Genomic DNA, 15,859 nt, shown 5'->3' on the forward strand with positions numbered 1-15,859 from the left:
GCAGATACGGCAGGATTGACATATTGGGGTATGTCAATCCTGTTGCTATTTAAACTCGCTTAATTGCGCCAAGCAGCGTAAGATTGTTGCTAGCGACTGCTCATTTGTTACAACTCCTAAATTTAACGTTAAACCCGAATTTCAGCCCTTGAATGCTTGGGTGCTAGGCAACGTATGCATGAGGTGGCTATGAACGACCATTTTCAGCGTCAGTTTGTTGGATTTCGGCGGATGCGAAGCGCATGCTCATTGCTGCTGCTTATGAGTTTGCTTTGGCTCAATTCGCTTGGCAATGGCTTGGTGAAGCAAGGATTTGCCCAACATAATCCCAATTCGCCGCAGTGCCTTGGCCCAGAAATGACCGTCACCAGCGCCGCCGATGCTGGCCCAGGCTCGTTGCGCCAAGCACTTGCTGATGTATGCGACGCTGGCTTGATTAACTTTGATAGTGCTAAAAGCATTCATTTGGCCAGCACTCTGAGTTTGAATCAACAGGTAACGATTGCTGGTGCTGAACATAATGTTGTAATTAGTGGTGATAGCGACCAAAATGGGATTGCTGATGTGCAACCATTTTTGCTTACCAGCACTGCTAGCGTGACCATGAGCAACCTGATGATTGTTCATGGCACGGCAACCAGCGGTGGCGCGATTCAAAATCAAGGCCAGCTTTGGCTTGAATCCGTTCGCTTGGTTGATAATCATTCAACTGCTACGGTTAATGGCCAAGGTGGTGGTGGCCTCTACAACACTGGTTGGGCAAGCTTACGCAATTGTGTTATCGAGCAGAATACGGCGGCTCGTGGCGCTGGAATTATGGTTGCCAATGGCGGCAAGCTCCAAATCGAGGATTGTATTATTCGCACGAACATTGCCTCGACTGCTGGCGGTGGCTTGCTGAATGCCCTAGGTGGCACGATTGCAATTGTTGATACCGCAATTTTGAGCAACACCGCCTCGATTGGTGGCGGCTTACGCAACACTGGCGCAACTACCACGATGCAGAATGTGCTGCTGCAAGCCAATCAGGCAACCAATGCTGGCGGGGCAATTAATAGCAACGGGGTATTAACAATTACCCAAAGCTTGTTGCAGGGCAATATTGTCGATGGAGTGCAAGGGCTTGGTGCTGGTGGCGCAATTCAGCTAGAGGCTGCTAGTAGCCGCACCACATTAATCAATGTGACGCTGAGCGCCAATCAAGCTAATGGTGGCAGCGATGCTGGCGGCGGAGCAATTATGCACTACGATGGCACGCTCAACATCATCAACAGCACAATTGCCGATAACCAGACAATTGGTTTGAATGGCGCAGGAATTCGCCAAGTTGCTGGGACGGTCACACTCGTCAATTCATTGATCAGCAATAATCGTAAAAATGGCTTGGCCAACGATTTGGCGGGCAACTTCGTTTCTGGCGATTACAATTTGCTTGGCGATGTGAGCGCTGCGAGTTTAAGCGGCTCGACGACCAACACATTAACCAACACAGCGCCATTGCTCGCTCCATTGGCCAATTACGGTGGTTCAACTGCCAGCTATGCGTTATTGCCTGGGAGTCCTGCAATCGATGCTGCTGGTGCTACGAACTGCCCAAGCAACGATCAACGTGGGATTGCGCGCACTACAAACTGCGATATTGGCGCGTTTGAATCACAAGGATTTCGCCTAACTTTGGTGAGCGGCGACCAACAAACGACCCTCACCAACACGCCATTTGCTGCGCCGCTGGTTTTTTCGATTACGGCGAATGCTGCTGAAGAGCCAGTTGGCCCTGGTGGTTTGATTCACTTAACTGCGCCAACCACTGGGGCTAGCATTTCCCCAGCTACGGTAACTATCCCAACTACTAGCAATGGCATGCACAGCGTTATGCTCGCTGCCAACGCTGTGGCGGGCAGCTATCAAGTTTTGGTTAGTGCGCGTGGCGTAATCAGCCCATTAATTGCTAATCTGAGCCAGCGCCAGCAAAACTATGCTGTTTTGTTACCGTTTGTGGTTCGTCAATAAGCCTCTGCTGATTACTCTCAGTCAACGCCCCTCGCCTGCATAGCGTGAGCGAGGGGTTTTTCCTGTGCTGAATTTTATGTTTGGTGAGCTATTTCTGCTGCTGACATCAGTTGGTAATCTGCATAGATAGCATTTTGCTGCGCTGCACGCTAGGCTGATAGCAGTTTTTGTATGCAGGAGTTTGGTCTATGGCTCGCCGTTCGCTTATCCCTCATCGCCGATTGCAGCGCGCATTGCGGTTTGATCGCGGCTTGCCTAAGCCGTTGATCGTGCTGTTATTGCTCGATTTATGTTTATTGTTGCCAGTGCCATTTTTATTGCCAGCGGTTTTTGGCGAGCGGCCCGTGGCGCAAACCGCGCTCCAAACCCACGCTGACGCGCCACTTGCAACGCCGATCGCTCATGGCGCGGGCATTGGCAGCGCTGGCGAACACCGCCAACTGCCGTTATTAATTGATGCGGTGCGTTTGCAAGATGCGCGTTATGGCGATGCGCAAACGGTGGCAACTCTCATCGCCAACTATCTGCCAGCCTTGGCCGACCAAAGCTTTGCGATTGGCAATGGCATGCAACAAGATGCTGCCAATATTATCACTGGGCAAGCCCTGCGCTGGAATATCAATCCCTTGGTCTTGGTCAGCTTATTGACCATCAATCACGGTTTAACCAACTCCTTAGCCTTTGATAAGGCCTTTGGTGGCCCTGAAGCTGGCTTTCAGCACCAAGTGCTGTGGGTCACGCTTAGCTTGCGCGAGGGTTTGAGCCAACCATTAACTAACACCTTTCCGCTTAATGATGGAAGTTGGTGGTCGACCGAGCATTCCTTGGATTTGGCCAACGCCAGCTTATTGCGGGTTTTGGCCAAATCCCACAATCGTGATCAGCTTGAAAACTTGCTTGGGGCTGGCAACGCGGCTTGGGTAGCCAAAGTCACGCCAATTATGGGCGATCCACGTCAGCCAATCTACAATACGGTTGCTGATCAACCATTTATGTTTACCCCGTTTAATGCTGCCAATCATCCAATTGCCCAATTCGACCATCAATATCCCTTGATCAAGGCCGATGGGACGATGCTGAGCAATGGTTTAAGCTTCGAATTGGGCTATGATGGTCATAATGGCTGGGATTATGATTTGCCTGCTGATAGCCCAATTTTGGCTGTGGCAGCGGGCAAAGTGCTGTTTGCTGGCTGGGTTGATAGCGGTTGCGCAACGCCCGCCGGAGTGGTTGTGATTCAACATAACAATGGCTATCGCAGTTCGTATTGGCATTTGGCGCGGGTTGATGTGCAGGCTGGCAGCCAAATTGCCCAATCGGCCTTGATTGGGCTGGTGGGCCAAACGGGCTGTAGCGTTAATTACCATCTGCATTTGAGCATTCAGCGCTTGGGCCGCGATGTTGATCCTGCTGGTTGGTGCAGCAATTTGCCTGATCCTTGGGCGGTGCATCCTGCTGGGGCAAGCAGTAGGTGGCTTTGGCTGGATCAAGTTGATAGTTGCAATCAACCGGCGCTGAGTAGTTTGGCCGACGATAGCGATCCGGCGACTACCACCCGCTATGGCAGCCATTGGCAGGCTGATGCAGTTGGCAATTTCAATGGCTCGCATTGGACCAACAGTGGTGGCCAAAGCCTCTGGCGGCCATGGATTGCCCAAGCAGGCCGCTATCGTGTGCTTGTGTTTATTCCGAATGTGGCGACCAATGCAGGCACGGCGCATTATCGGGTGGCGCATAGCGATGGCATGAGCGAAATCGTGATTGATCAAGCGAAGCATGCTGGGAGTTGGCTGAGTTTGGGTGACTTTTGGTTTGAGCCTGGGCAAATTGGTCGCATTGGCCTGAGTGCGGTTCCTGGCACAGTCACTTGGGCCGATGCGGTGGCCATCCAGCCGCTTCAGCCCTAGCGCACAATCGAATTGTGATGCTTGGAGTACGGCGCAGCAGATTGCTAAGCTAGGCCATTGCAACAGAACTTACAATTAAGCAACAGCCTTGGCTAAATCGGCTAAAAATGCTTCGGCAGCAGAATCGCTGATCAAGCGCGTATCATAACTTAGGGTTGCAATTGCTTGTTGGCTAATTTGCAAAGCCTCGCCAAGCAACACTTTGCGCACACCGCCAATGTGCAAGGTTGCCGATTGACCGTAGCGAATCGGCGCTGCGCTCCACAGATTGACATCACTTTGAATAAAGCTAAATACGCAAGGATGTTGGTTTGCGTTGATGCTTAATGCTCGTTGCAAGCCGCGCAAATTGAGATCGGCTGCAAAGGGAATGCTGGCGCTGCCTGCTGGATGCTCGGCATAAATATGCAAGCTGGCGCGTTCCAGCCGATCGCCATCGACCCAAAGGCTGCGCAACAACGGGTGGCGCTGCAATACATGGATTGTTGCCAAGAGGAGTTGGGCGGTTAGCTCGCTATGGGCAAAGCGATCAACGCTAATTGGGTGTGAGCAATAGGCTTGCGGAATGGTTGCGGCAGCGATTTGGCGCAATTGAAGCTGCTGTTGTTGCTCGTTGGTCCAGGCTTGCAGGCTGCTTGATTGTTGGGTTGGTTGCTGAGCTGGCTGCTGGACGGGTTGGCTTTTTGGGGCAGGCACAATAATCACCTGCTCTGATTGGGCAAACGCATTGCCCATTTGTTCGGCGACACAAAAGCCATCGGCTGGGGCTGCGAGTTGCTCAGTAGGATTGAGTGTGGGTGCGGCGTGATCAGGCAAGTGGGCTAAAATATCACGTTTGCCAACCCGACCATCAGCCAACGTGCCGCTGATCGTGCTTAAATCGAGCTTATGTTGTTCAGCAATCTTGCGCGCCAATGGGGTGACAGCAAGTTGGCGTTTTGACACCGTTTCAACAAATTGTAATAATGGAGTGGTTGCATCGAGGCTGGCTCCCTCATTTACCAATAATGCTGCAATCGTTCCAGCGTGCTGTGCTGGAATTGCCCATTCAGCGTGAGCATCAACAACCAAAGCCACAATCTGGCCTGCTGCAACCACAGCACCTGGTTGAATCAACCAACGAGCTAAGCGAGCACTTGATTGAAACGGTGGTAAGGCCACTGACGATGCCATGAACACTCCTTTGTGATCTACATAATGACAGTTGAGGCAGCCCATTGGCAGGAGCAATCACCAGAGATTCCAATGACTGCGCGCTGAGACGCAAGCTATTGTACCATGGGGATGAATGCATCAAAACGTTAACGATCTTAACCGTAACGAATTGCGCATTCAGACGGTATACATTGAAAGGGGATGCTCGTTTTGCTCGAGTCTCTCAGCGATCAAGAAATTATCGAACGCGCCAAAGCCTACGATCATGCAGTGCTGCAACACCTTTACGAGGTCTACTCGCCAGCGTTGTTTCGTTATATTTATTATCGCATCGGCGACCGTGAAACTGCTGAAGATATTCGCGCCGATGTATTTATCAAGATGCTCGAAGGCCTTGGTTCATTCAATTATCAAGGTTGGAGCATCGCCTCATGGTTATATCGCATCGCCCATGATCGGGTCGTTGACCATTTACGCCGTCAAGGGCGACGCAAACAGGAAACCTTGGTTGATACGGTGGTTGATCCTACCGACGGGCCTGATCAACAGTCGTTAGCATCGTTGGATCATGCTGAACTCTATGCGGCGTTACAGCAACTCACCGATGAGCAAGCTGAAGTGATCATACTGCGATTTTTGCAAGATCGGAGTATTCGTGATGTTGCGCAAATCACTGGTCGTAGCGAAGGTGCTATCAAAGCATTACAGCATCGGGCACTTAACGCGCTAGGTCGATTACTTCGACCAGTGGGGGACTAATGAATGATAATTTGAGCGAGCTGGTGATTGATGCTTGGCAGAATGGGGTTAGCCTCGAAACGCTCTGCAAGCAATATCCGCACCATGCCGACGCTATTCGCCAATTAATTAATCCATTAATCACACTTCAACAGGTCAAGGCACCAACTCTGCCTCCACGGGCGAGTCAAGCGCAGGCCGATTTTCTGCGTTTAGCCCAACACTATCGGGCCCAGGCCGCCGCAAAGCCGAAGCAACGCCGTTCGCTACTGACCCAACGTTGGTTGTGGGCAACTGCAACGATCGTCGTCTTGCTGTGCTTGAGTGGCAATCTGGTTTTATCGGCTTCAGCTCGTGCGCTGCCAGGCGATAATCTATATAGTGTTAAACGCTGGAGCGAATCGCTGAGCCTTGCTTTTACGCCCAGCGATCAGCAGTTGGCTGTGCGGATTGAGTTGGTCAATGAACGTCAGCGCGAAATCGCCAGCTTGGTGGCGTTAAATAAACCGGTGCCAAATGGCTTGCTTGACGAAGTGGTGAATGAAACCCAATCGATCGCGTTAGCACTTGCGCCAACCAATACCAACGATCCCCGCCGCGATCAGTTGCGCCAAGCCAATCAACAACTGCAAACAACGATTGCGATTATCCCAAGCGAAAATCTTGGCGATGACATTAAGCACCATGATTTAATTGAGACGCTTGATCAAAGTAGTCAGCGTGTGGTTGCGAGTGCTTCGGCCACCCCAACCCAAATGGTCAAGCTTCTGCTTGAACCAACGATTAGTGATCAATCAGTCACCGTATTTGAACCAACGGATGGGCCAAATATTGCAAACCCACGTGTGCCGCCCAAGCCCCAAACTCCGACACTTGAGCCAACCGAGGTTGTTTTGCCGACCTCGACGAGCACCGCATTGCCAACCGTGAAGCCAACCAAGGTTCCAGCACCAGTAGTCAAGCCGATTGCAACGGCTACCTTCGTGCCAACGCTGTTACCAACTAGCACTCAGTTGCCAACCGACGTGCCAACAGCGACCGAGTTGCCGCCAGCAACAGCCTTGCCAACGAGTGCTCCAACCAATCTGCCAACAGCGACCGAAAATCCCATTATTGGGCTGCCTACTGCAACACCAGTTGTTGTGCGTAACCCAACCGTGGTAGTGCCAACCAAAGTGCCTGAAGATATTAAACCAACCGAAGTGCCAACGCCACAACCGACGGCGGCAGTGCCAACCAAGGAGCCGCCGGCCCCAGTGCCAACCAAAGTACCTGAGGATAGCAAAGGCCAACCGCAACCAATTAGCCATAACTAGCTTGTCAGGGGCGAGCGAGCAGCGGTCAGTTATCAGCAATGAGTGCTTTTGATAGCTGGCCGCTGTTGCCATGCAGGAGAACATAGAGCAAAGAGCATAGAACATAGAGCACGAAGGGACACGAAGGTATTTTAACCACGAAGGGCACGAAGAGCACGAAGGTTAAGTTTTTAAAGCCTCACACCTCTGCACCTCTGTGTTTAAAATAAAATTCTTTTCGCCACGAATTCCACGAATGATCACTATTCATCCCTCATACTTTGGTTCTCTGCGCCGCTGCGTTAAACGCTGATTCCTGATCTCCTATTCAGCCTTCTGACTTCAGCCTTCTGACTTCTGACTTTACGTGACGCACTGCATTCTAAGTCGGCTATAATAGCGCCAATAGATTGCTTGTTGTAGCACAAGGAGATGATCGATGGCGATCACAAAAGTCGGGGTACTTGGCTGTGGCTTGATGGGCGCGGGCATTGCCCAAGTTGCCGCCCAAGCAGGCTTCACGACGGTTGTGCGGGAAGTTAATCAAGCTGTGTTGGATAAAGGCTTGGCTCGCATCAATGCTATTTTGGACAAGGATGTGAGCAAAGGTAAGCTTAGTGCCGCCGACCGCGATGCAAGCGTGGCCCGTTTGCATGGCACCACCAGTTTCGACGATTTGGCTGATTGTGATTTGATTATTGAGGCGATTGTTGAGCAGTTGCCGGCCAAACGCGAAGTCTTTACGGCGCTTGATGCATTGTGCCCCCCCAGCACGATTTTTGTTTCCAATACTTCATCGCTAACGATTATGGAAATGGCAGCAGTCACCAAGCGCCCCGATCGCTTTGCAGGCTTGCACTTCTTCAATCCTGTGCCAGTTATGAAATTGGTCGAGATTGTGCGTGCGCTGACGACCTCCGATGAAACAATTGCCGCATTGCACGAATTTACCCGCGCCTTGGGCAAAACTCCAATCGATACCAGTGACACCACCGGCTTTATTGTCAATCGTTTGCTTGTGCCATTTTTGCTCGATGCAGTGCGCCTGCTGGAAAGCGGCGTTGCTACGCGTGAAGATATTGACGAAGGCATGAAACTGGGCTGTGGGCATCCGATGGGGCCATTAACTTTGCTCGATTTTGTGGGCATTGATACGGTCTATTCCATTGCCAATATTATGTTTGATGAATTTCGCGAGCCACGCTTTGCCCCTCCACCATTGCTGCGACGCATGATGCTAGCAGGCCACTTCGGGCGCAAATCGGGCCAAGGCTTTTATAAGTATGAGGGATGAGGGATGAAGGATGAATCACTTAATTCATCCTTCATTTCTATGCATTTGTTTGATCTTTCACTGGATTCTGCGCATTTTCGACTTATAAATCGTGCGAGATGAGCAATATTCTATTAATGTTTGATCCAAACTTCATCTCTCATCCTTCATAATTCATACTTACAGACAGGGGATTTCGATGGCATTTGAAAATATTGTGTTTGAAATTAACGAACAGGTTGCGGTGATTACGGTCAATCGGCCTAAGGCCTTGAATGCCTTAAATAGCGCAACGATTCGCGAATTGGGCCAAGCGGTCGATCAATTGGCCCAAGATTCCAGTGTGCGCGCCTTGATTATTACTGGTGCAGGCGAAAAAGCCTTTGTTGCTGGCGCTGATATTAGCGAAGTCAACAGCATCGAAAGCTCATTACAAGGCAGCCAAATGTCGGAAGCGTTGCACGCTGTGTTGTGGAAACTTGGCGAATTACCCCAAGTGACGATTGCTGCAATCAACGGTTTTGCGCTTGGCGGCGGCTTTGAGCTAGCCTTGGGCTGCGATATTCGGCTTGCCAGCGAACAAGCTCAAGTTGGCTTGCCCGAAGTTGGGTTAGGCTTGGTGCCTGGCTGGGGTGGCGCATTGCGCGTGCAACGCTTGGCTGGCACTGGCGTGGCCAAATATTTGGTGCTGACTGGCGAGCGCATTTCGGCGAGCGAAGCCCAACGGCTTGGCTTGATTGAAAAAATCGTGCCAGCAGCAGAATTGCTCGATGAAGCTCATAAACTGGCAGCCAAGGTTGTCAAAAATGCGCCATTGGCGACGGCTCTAGCAAAGCGCTTGATCAATCGTGGTGCTGAAATGAGCCTGCGCGATGCAATTGCCTACGAAAATGGCATTTTTGGCCAGCTCTGCGTGACCGAAGATGTTAAAGAAGGCACCAGCGCTTTCTTGGAAAAACGTGCTGCCAAATGGCAAGGCAAATAGCCGAAACTCCGCCAAAAGATGGAGTTAATCTAGCAGCGATTTGGCTATAATTGCACAGACGTTCTGTTATGGGAGTGTGTATGCAAAACCCTAATCTCGAATCTATGCTTGCGAAGCTCGATGCTGATCGGGCGGCCAATCAAGCCAAATTTGGTGAGCTTGACCCAAATGCCTTGGTTTATGCTGATGGCCCGTGGACGGTGACGAATATCATTAGCCATCTGACGATTTGGGAAGAAGAGTTTTTGAAGGGTTTGCAGGCCCATCAGGCAGGCCAAAGCTACCTGACCGAAATGCCCGATTTAGAAGGCGAAGACGCAGGGCTGAACGCCTTCAATGCGCGTACGGTTGGCGAACGCAAGCACCTGAGCTACCAACAAGCGCTGGAGCAATGGGCTAATGTGCGCCAGCAAATTAAGGATGTTTTGGCAAGCCTTACGCCTGAACAAATCGAGGCTCCAATGGTTGCGCCTTGGGGTGGCGATGCAGCTTCGCCAGTTGCCCAAACTGGCGGCTGTCTATGGCACGAAGGCCATCATCTGAAGGAAACTTTGGATGCTGTGAATCCTGATCGCGCCCAAGTTGGTTAATAATTGCAGCCCTGCTTCTTTATAATCAGAAGCAGGGCTGTTTGAGAATTCTAGCCGCGGCGTTCGTAGTTTGGTGCTTCGTTGGTAATTGTCACGTCGTGTGGGTGGCTTTCGGCCAAGCCTGCTGGCGAAATCCGTGAGAAGCGGGCGTTTTTGCGCAGTTCATCAACATTGTGCGCGCCAACGTAGCCCATGCCTGAGCGCAAACCACCAACCAATTGATAAATCGTATCGGCGAGCGCGCCTTTGTAGGGAACCATGCCTTCGATCCCTTCGGCGACCAGTTTGCGGGCAGGCTGATTGCTTTGGAAATAGCGATCGCTGCTGCCTTGTTGCATCGCGCCAATCGAACCCATGCCGCGATAGGATTTGAACGAGCGCCCTTGGTAGAGAATCATCTCGCCTGGCGATTCGTCGGTTCCTGCCAACAAGCCACCGAGCATAACCGTGTGTGCGCCAGCAGCCAAGGCTTTGGCTACATCGCCGCTATACTTGAGGCCACCGTCGGCGATGATAGGCACGCCTGCTTCTTCGGCTGCTTTTACACACTCCATCACTGCTGTAACTTGCGCCATCCCCGCCCCAGATACCACCCGAGTGGTACAAATGGATCCGGGCCCTTGTCCGACCTTCACCGCATCAGCACCGTGTTCAATCAGGGCACGTGCACCTTCGCCGGTGCTAACATTCCCGCCAATGATTTGCAGGTCGGGATATTGTTGTTTGATACGGGCAATCGCATCGAGCACTGCTTTGGAATGGCCGTGAGCGGTATCGACTGCAATCACATCAACGCCTGCTTCGACCAACAACTTCACGCGCTCTAATTCGCTTGGTGAAGCGCCAACCGCAGCGCCAACCCGCAAACGGCCAAATGCGTCTTTGGTGGCGGCGGGATGTTCGATCTGTTTTTGAATATCCTTGACGGTGATTAAGCCAGTCAGTTTGCCATGTTCATCGACAACCAACACCTTTTCGATCCGATGTTGATGCAAGGCTTGCTTGGCTTGATCGAGGGTTGTGCCCACGGGCACGGTCACAAGTTCTTCGCTGGTCATCAATTCGCTAATTTTGCGCATGGGGTCGGTTTCAAAGCGCAAATCGCGGTTGGTGAGTATCCCAACCAATTCACCAGCAGCACTGGTAATCGGCACCCCTGAAATATGGTAATCGCTCATCAGTTCCCACGCCTCGCCGATGGTTTGTTCGGGGCGCAAGGTAATTGGGTCGGTAATCATGCCACTTTCTGAGCGCTTGACCCGCCGCACCAAATCTGCTTGTTGGGCAGGAGCCATATTTTTGTGAATAATGCCAAGGCCACCTTCGCGAGCAAGTGCAATCGCCATACGATCCTCAGTCACCGTGTCCATCGCAGACGAGACAACTGGAATATTCAAACGAATCTCGCGGGTTAGCCACGTGCTAACGTCGATTTGCGAGGGCAAGACATCAGAGTAGGCTGGAATCAGCAGCACATCATCATAGGTCAGCCCTTCAAACGCGAACTTAGCACTCCAATCGATTGGCATGGGGTTATCCTCCTTGGGATATATGAAAAGCTCACCGCAGCATGCAGTGAGCCATCCGACGCACAACGCTGCGTCATCCTTCAGTTGTCCGATTGCCGATACAATGGGCCTATTATAGCACCATCGTGAGCTTGCTTTGCCAAGGCAGCGCGCAATATTCAGCTAAATCAGCAAGGCGCAGGAATTAACCTGCGCCTTGGTAAAACTTAGGGTGTGCGCCAACTCTCGTCGTAATCGCGGCCAAGTAGCAGCACCAAGGCCGGCTTGCCCTTTGGTTGTTCGGGCGCGGGGCTGGTTTTGCTCACCACAATGATGTTGCGACTGTTGATGCCCAATTCGGCGGCTAGTTGCTCGCGTAGCTCTTTATGATTGCCAAAATCGATAATTTTGGTGGTGTCGTAGACGGTTGAAGCGGTTGACGAGGCCAGCAATTGATATTCGCGATTTTCAAGGTGGGTCGCAACATCGCCCGCCAACCCGCTAATTTGTGCCCCATTGATCACTTCGATGCTCAAGTTATCGTCTGATGGTGTGTTTGAGCTACCATCAACTGGGCTGTTGGTATCGGGAATTGGCGAGGTCAACAGTTCGTTGACGGTGGCATTGATGCTTGATTGATCCCAAATTGGTACATATTGAGCTGCATCAATATAACCTGCGACGGCGCTAGTATCCCATTTGACGCTCTTAATGCGGCCATTGGCGATGTCGGTGCCCAGCCCAGCCAAAGCGCGCAAATTACCAAGATCGGTAATCGGCAGGTCGGTGTAGAACGAGCCTTTGAGTTGTTCGCTGAGGCTGTTCAACGAATCAATTTGATCAAACAAGCCTTTATCTTTGAGGGTTTGTACGAATGCTCGAATCACATCTTGCTGGCGGCGTGAGCGGCCATAATCTGCATCTTGATGGCGCGAGCGAGCATAGCGCAAGGCGGTGGTGCCATCCATGTGCTGCAAACCAGCAGGAATATACAGCCGAATCAGACCATAATCGCCGTCGTCGGTTGGGTACGAGGCATCCCAAAGCGGGCGTTGCACATTGATTGTGATGCCACCAACTGCGTCAACAATTTTGCGAAAGCCTTTGAAATCGACTTGAGCGACATAATCAATGTTGAGATTGAGCATATTGGCAACGGTATCGCGGGTTAGGGCCATGCCTTCGGTTGAAGGATTGGCCATTTTTTTCTCGATTCCACGTTTATAGCCCAATTCATAGGCCGCGTTGATCCGTTGTGAACAGCTTCCAGGATCATCGTAGCCTGGAATTTCGGCGCAACTATCGCGGGGAATGGAAACCATGCTGGCCCATTTTTGCGCTGGATCAACATGCAGGACGATGATCGTATCGGTGCGGGCTTCGGTATCATTTTCGCGTAAATCAACCCCAATCAACAACAAGTTAAAGGGATCTTTGACAATATCGGGGGTCGCGAGTGGTTGGTTTGGCGGCGAATTTGGATTATTTGGATTCTCAACCACACTGCGCTCTGGCGTTGGAATGGTGACCAACATATCGCTGGTAGCACCCTTGACCTTGAGATAGCCCCAAAGAGCTGTACCACCGCCAACCAAGACCACAGCCAGCAAGATGCCAAGCGCAATCATGCCACAGCCAGCGCCGCGCGAGGTTGTTTTGACTGGGGGTTGTTTGTGTTTGGGTGGCAAAGGCCGTGAAGTTGGGCCTGCGCCAACTGCCGATTGAACAGCCTTTGGTACGCGCACATAGGCTCCCTCGTGCTCGGCGCGGGGAACCGTACGCGCCCGTGGGCGAGCAGGAGCAGCCTGGTTGTTCAACAGCAATTCATTCATTAACGCTGCATCGTTAGGGTTGGAACTGGCCTTGCTTTTTGGGCGCGAGCGCGTGGGCAAAGGCGTGGTAGCTTGACTACTAACATGCTCAGCATCGAGCGATAGATCGTTGGCTGACCCGTTGGTCGATTCCTCAGGCGTATCGGTTTTTGCAGGCATGCAGCTAACTACTCCTTGTTTGTTGATGATTGATATTGCGCACGATGATGCAGCACGAAGTGTTCAACCGCATCTAAAACTGCTGGCGATTCGCCATCGCGGAGCATTTCGTGGCCACTTTTATCGAACCAGATTAATTGTTTATCGACTGAGCCGACTTGGCGGTAGATGGCTTCGGCAGCAGCAGTTGGAATTGTACGATCTTGATGTGAATGAATGATTAAGATTGGCGCAGTAATTCGTGGCAATTGTTGTTCCACGACTTTGGCATAGCGCCATAATGAGACAAACGCCGGTGCAGGAAAGCGCCGATAATTACCATGTTGGCGACCTGTCTCTTTATCGTACCAGCCAGCGCCCATATCGCGGTTTTCATCGCCCCACATGCCCAGCATTGGCGCAACATAACGCGCTCGATCGGCGTGTTTGTAGTGAAAGCGCATGGCGGCGGCCACGCTGACCACGCCAAGCACCTCATCGCGATGAGCGGCAGCCAGATGGTTGGCAACCAAGCCGCCCATCGAAAGCCCAATTAAAATAACTTTATCGACCTCGCGGCGTAAATCGCGAAAGGCTGCGTTGGCATCAGCATACCAATCGTGCCATGTCACGCCTTGCAAATCTTCGGGCAAGGTGCCATGGCCACGCAAATAGGGCATGCGATAGGGAATATTATGCGGAATTAAACGGCTTGGCACACGATTGACTGAATCGGCGCATGATGTAAAGCCGTGTAAAATTAAACAACCAACAGTTGGCATGAATACTATTCTTTCTTACACCGTGCTGCCACTTTTGGTATAATGCGACAGCAGATCATTCAACGGAGAACCGTAATGGGCATTAAAGAGTTTTTTGTGGCATTTCGCGATGCCATCGATGGCGAATATGATCGGCGGGTTAAAGCCGCCAGCGAAGTCCGTGAATATAACATTGGTGGCCATGGCCATCATGATCATCATGATTCAGACCACGGCCATGAGCATGAAGATGCAACCAATCTAGACGCTCACGATACCGAAGTCGTTGTGGATAGCCACGCTGGGGAAGCCACTTCACAGCACTAAACGCACGACAGCACCCCAAAAACGGGGTGTTGTCGTTTTTATCCACTCGTATCATGCCATAGCCACGGCACAGCGTCAATCCAACGCAACTGACAGCTAGGTGAAATAGAACGTAGGAATCCATGTCACATCAATTGCCCCCAGGTTTTACGATTTTAGCGATTGAAACATCGTGCGATGAAACCGCTGCCGCCGTGATTCGCGATGGTCGCGAGATTGTGGCAAATAGCGTTGCTTCGCAGATCGATATTCATCAGCGGTATGGTGGTGTTGTGCCCGAAGTGGCCTCACGCCAGCATATTTTAACCATTACTCCGGTGATCAATACGGTGCTGGCCCAAGTGCCTGGTGGTTGGAGCTCAATCAACGCGATTGCCACAACCTATGGCCCAGGCTTGGCTGGCGCATTATTAACTGGCATCAATACCGCCAAAGCAATTGCGTGGTCGCGCAATTTGCCGTTTATCGGGGTCAATCACTTAGAAGGCCATATTTATGCTTCGTGGTTGCATACGGCTAAAGAATTGGCCTATCAAGCACCCGAATTTCCATGTGTGGCCTTGATTGTTTCTGGCGGCCACACAGCGCTTGTGCTGCTCAACGATCATGGCGATTATCGCTTGCTTGGGCAAACCCGCGATGATGCGGTGGGCGAGGCCTTCGATAAAGTTGCCCGCATTATGGGTTTGGGCTATCCTGGTGGCCCGCAAATGGAGAAAGTTGCCCGTGGGGTTAACCCTGGTGCGCTCAAATTGCCGCGCGCTTGGTTGCGCGGAACCTACGATTGGAGCTTTAGTGGCTTGAAAACCGCTGTGCTGAATGTGGTGAACGATCGTTTGGGCGAGCGCATGGAGAAAGTCAAATTGGCTGAGGTTGACCCTGCGTTTACCGCCCAACTTGCTGCCGCCTTCCAAGATTCAGCGGTTGATGTGTTGGTGCAAAAGACAGTTGCCGCCGCTCGTGAATACAAAGCCAAAACGATTATTTTGGCTGGTGGAGTTGCCGCTAATACCGCCTTGCGCGAACGGCTCAGCGCTACCGCCAAGCCAATTCCGGTGGCCTACCCGCCAATTTGGCTTTGCACCGATAACGCCGCCATGATCGGCGCTGCCGCCTATTATCGTTATCAGGCAGGCCTGCAACAAGATTGGTCGCTCGATGCCACGCCGAGCCTCAAGCTGATTTAGCAGGGGCCAGAGGTCACTTTCAAGGGTCGGTTGTTAAAATCCCCTCACCCCAACCCCTCTCCCACGAAAACGCGGGCGAGGGGCTTTAACGCCGTGGTTCTTGCAAAAATCCTTGGTAAAAACGGGTGCTCCCCTCGCCCGCGTTCAGTGGGA

The 15,859-nt window shown here is 51.8% G+C and carries 13 protein-coding genes; 9 read left to right on the forward strand and 4 right to left on the reverse strand.

The features are described from left to right. Nucleotides 1-189 precede the first annotated feature (189 nt). Both ACFMKP_RS05240 and ACFMKP_RS05245 read left to right on the forward strand, forming a co-directional pair. The gene (locus ACFMKP_RS05240; RefSeq protein WP_382289713.1) at nucleotides 190-2,010 is read left to right on the forward strand and encodes a choice-of-anchor Q domain-containing protein; all 1,821 of its coding nucleotides are present in this window, start codon (nucleotides 190-192) and stop codon (nucleotides 2,008-2,010) included. A 188-nt stretch (nucleotides 2,011-2,198) separates the two neighbouring features. After that, nucleotides 2,199-3,917 (forward strand): peptidoglycan DD-metalloendopeptidase family protein, encoded by a 1,719-nt coding sequence (locus ACFMKP_RS05245; protein WP_382289715.1) that lies wholly within the window; start codon nucleotides 2,199-2,201, stop codon nucleotides 3,915-3,917. A gap of 75 nt (nucleotides 3,918-3,992) precedes the next feature. Here ACFMKP_RS05245 and ACFMKP_RS05250 read toward each other — a convergent pair whose 3' ends face one another. Further along, on the reverse strand, nucleotides 3,993-5,090 hold the full coding sequence (locus ACFMKP_RS05250) for an E3 binding domain-containing protein (protein ID WP_382289717.1): 1,098 nt from the start codon (nucleotides 5,088-5,090) through the stop codon (nucleotides 3,993-3,995). 192 nt (nucleotides 5,091-5,282) lie between these two features. Between ACFMKP_RS05250 and ACFMKP_RS05255 the strand changes: the two genes are divergently transcribed. The 5 genes from ACFMKP_RS05255 (at nucleotide 5,283) to ACFMKP_RS05275 (ending at nucleotide 9,953) form a co-directional block, all read left to right on the forward strand. Then, nucleotides 5,283-5,831: a sigma-70 family RNA polymerase sigma factor gene (locus tag ACFMKP_RS05255; RefSeq protein ID WP_382289719.1), complete on the forward strand. Its 549-nt coding sequence runs from the start codon at nucleotides 5,283-5,285 to the stop codon at nucleotides 5,829-5,831. Continuing rightward, complete coding sequence (locus tag ACFMKP_RS05260; protein ID WP_382289721.1) at nucleotides 5,831-7,126, forward strand: DUF5667 domain-containing protein; 1,296 nt, start codon at nucleotides 5,831-5,833, stop codon at nucleotides 7,124-7,126. Before ACFMKP_RS05255 ends, ACFMKP_RS05260 begins: the two co-directional genes overlap by 1 nt. A 418-nt stretch (nucleotides 7,127-7,544) precedes the next feature. Then, the gene (locus ACFMKP_RS05265; RefSeq protein WP_382289723.1) at nucleotides 7,545-8,399 is read left to right on the forward strand and encodes a 3-hydroxyacyl-CoA dehydrogenase family protein; all 855 of its coding nucleotides are present in this window, start codon (nucleotides 7,545-7,547) and stop codon (nucleotides 8,397-8,399) included. Nucleotides 8,400-8,577: 178 nt separating this feature from the next. Continuing rightward, nucleotides 8,578-9,363, forward strand: a complete 786-nt coding sequence (locus tag ACFMKP_RS05270; protein ID WP_382289725.1) for an enoyl-CoA hydratase/isomerase family protein — start codon at nucleotides 8,578-8,580, stop codon at nucleotides 9,361-9,363. Nucleotides 9,364-9,443: 80 nt separating this feature from the next. After that, complete coding sequence (locus tag ACFMKP_RS05275) at nucleotides 9,444-9,953, forward strand: DinB family protein (RefSeq protein ID WP_382289727.1); 510 nt, start codon at nucleotides 9,444-9,446, stop codon at nucleotides 9,951-9,953. Nucleotides 9,954-10,003: 50 nt separating this feature from the next. Here the strand turns inward: ACFMKP_RS05275 and guaB are convergent, their stop codons facing one another. The 3 genes from guaB to ACFMKP_RS05290 form a co-directional block, all read right to left on the reverse strand. Next, nucleotides 10,004-11,482, reverse strand: coding sequence for an IMP dehydrogenase (gene guaB, locus ACFMKP_RS05280; protein ID WP_382289729.1), 1,479 nt, complete (start codon nucleotides 11,480-11,482; stop codon nucleotides 10,004-10,006). A gap of 206 nt (nucleotides 11,483-11,688) precedes the next feature. After that, the gene (locus ACFMKP_RS05285) at nucleotides 11,689-13,452 is read right to left on the reverse strand and encodes an LCP family protein (RefSeq protein WP_382289731.1); all 1,764 of its coding nucleotides are present in this window, start codon (nucleotides 13,450-13,452) and stop codon (nucleotides 11,689-11,691) included. 8 nt (nucleotides 13,453-13,460) lie between these two features. Further along, complete coding sequence (locus ACFMKP_RS05290; protein WP_382289733.1) at nucleotides 13,461-14,213, reverse strand: alpha/beta hydrolase; 753 nt, start codon at nucleotides 14,211-14,213, stop codon at nucleotides 13,461-13,463. A 75-nt stretch (nucleotides 14,214-14,288) separates the two neighbouring features. On the opposite strand from ACFMKP_RS05290, the gene ACFMKP_RS05295 reads away from it, so the two are divergent. After that, nucleotides 14,289-14,519, forward strand: a complete 231-nt coding sequence (locus ACFMKP_RS05295) for a hypothetical protein (RefSeq protein ID WP_382289735.1) — start codon at nucleotides 14,289-14,291, stop codon at nucleotides 14,517-14,519. A 122-nt stretch (nucleotides 14,520-14,641) separates the two neighbouring features. Further along, nucleotides 14,642-15,706 (forward strand): tRNA (adenosine(37)-N6)-threonylcarbamoyltransferase complex transferase subunit TsaD, encoded by a 1,065-nt coding sequence (gene tsaD / locus ACFMKP_RS05300; RefSeq protein WP_382289736.1) that lies wholly within the window; start codon nucleotides 14,642-14,644, stop codon nucleotides 15,704-15,706. Nucleotides 15,707-15,859 lie beyond the last annotated feature (153 nt).

Source organism: Herpetosiphon sp. NSE202 (genome assembly GCF_042688385.1).
In the GTDB taxonomy this organism is placed as follows: Bacteria; Chloroflexota; Chloroflexia; order Chloroflexales; family Herpetosiphonaceae; genus Herpetosiphon.

Excerpts from the sequence above, each read along its gene's own strand:
- guaB (WP_382289729.1), bottom strand. The coding sequence starts at position 11,482 with ATGCCAATCGATTGGAGTGCTAAGTTCGCGTTTGAAGGGCTGACCTAT.
- ACFMKP_RS05250 (WP_382289717.1), bottom strand. The coding sequence starts at position 5,090 with ATGGCATCGTCAGTGGCCTTACCACCGTTTCAATCAAGTGCTCGCTTA.
- ACFMKP_RS05245 (WP_382289715.1), top strand. The coding sequence starts at position 2,199 with ATGGCTCGCCGTTCGCTTATCCCTCATCGCCGATTGCAGCGCGCATTG.
- ACFMKP_RS05275 (WP_382289727.1), top strand. The coding sequence starts at position 9,444 with ATGCAAAACCCTAATCTCGAATCTATGCTTGCGAAGCTCGATGCTGAT.
- ACFMKP_RS05270 (WP_382289725.1), top strand. The coding sequence starts at position 8,578 with ATGGCATTTGAAAATATTGTGTTTGAAATTAACGAACAGGTTGCGGTG.
- ACFMKP_RS05240 (WP_382289713.1), top strand. The coding sequence starts at position 190 with ATGAACGACCATTTTCAGCGTCAGTTTGTTGGATTTCGGCGGATGCGA.
- ACFMKP_RS05295 (WP_382289735.1), top strand. The coding sequence starts at position 14,289 with ATGGGCATTAAAGAGTTTTTTGTGGCATTTCGCGATGCCATCGATGGC.
- ACFMKP_RS05285 (WP_382289731.1), bottom strand. The coding sequence starts at position 13,452 with ATGCCTGCAAAAACCGATACGCCTGAGGAATCGACCAACGGGTCAGCC.
- ACFMKP_RS05290 (WP_382289733.1), bottom strand. The coding sequence starts at position 14,213 with ATGCCAACTGTTGGTTGTTTAATTTTACACGGCTTTACATCATGCGCC.
- tsaD (WP_382289736.1), top strand. The coding sequence starts at position 14,642 with ATGTCACATCAATTGCCCCCAGGTTTTACGATTTTAGCGATTGAAACA.
- ACFMKP_RS05265 (WP_382289723.1), top strand. The coding sequence starts at position 7,545 with ATGGCGATCACAAAAGTCGGGGTACTTGGCTGTGGCTTGATGGGCGCG.
- ACFMKP_RS05260 (WP_382289721.1), top strand. The coding sequence starts at position 5,831 with ATGAATGATAATTTGAGCGAGCTGGTGATTGATGCTTGGCAGAATGGG.